The organism is Oleiphilus sp. HI0125 (assembly GCF_001635355.1).
In genome coordinates, this window is record NZ_LWGF01000425.1 from 1 (window position 1) to 828 (window position 828).

General features: G+C 42.4%; 1 protein-coding gene. It reads right to left on the reverse strand.

What is annotated here, in order from left to right; genetic code table 11:
• Positions 1–212: 212 nt before the first annotated feature.
• On the reverse strand, positions 213–828 hold a 616-nt coding region (locus tag A3762_RS05715; RefSeq protein ID WP_156493269.1), incomplete at its 5' end, for an MMPL family transporter.

Here is an 828-nt window from a genome sequence, read left to right on the forward strand (position 1 = left end):
GGTCGATCAATTTACGAAAGATGATATTGACCACTTCAGTAAACGTGTTCGCTTGGCCTTGAAAGACGATAAGGTGAATCATCCAACAGCGCTTAAATTATTGTGGAAGATACGTTGTCGACAAGACCGAAGTCGTGGTGAATGTGTCAGACCAGAATAGCGAAGGAATAAAAACCAAAAAAATTAAAAGGCGCCAATTGGCGCCTTTTTTCTTATGATGCTTGCTGATTTACTGTGACAGCGTCATTGACGGCTTCTTTGTTTTGCATTGATGTTGTATGGGATTTATCGCCCTTATCAAGCCATAGAAGCATTGCAGGTAATGCGAAGAAATCAAAAATCAAAGCGAGTGTAATCGTGATCGCAGTGAAGATTCCCATGTATGCGTTCATATTAAAGTCTGATAAAGCAAGTACCATAAACCCTGCAACAAGTACGAATGTTGTTACCCATAGGGCGGTGCCTACCATGGTAAATGCATATCGAACGGCTTCTTCAGCGGTATAGTTTTTCTCTCTGCGAGCGCGTTGATATTTGCTAAGGAAGTGCACAGTATTGTCGATCACGATACCCAATATCATGCCAACACCACTTCCAATAGAGATGCCTACATCGCCTTGAAATAGTCCCCATATACCAAAGGTTGCGCCGATTGGTACGAGGTTAGGGATAATGCTTACAGCGCCTAATCGTAAGGAGCGTAAAACGATACACATCACGATGATGATAACGATTAAGGCATAGCATACGCCCATGATCATACTGTCGACATTGCGCTTTCCGATATGGGAAAACATCAAATTGGTGCTTGCTGCATAAAAAGATTCG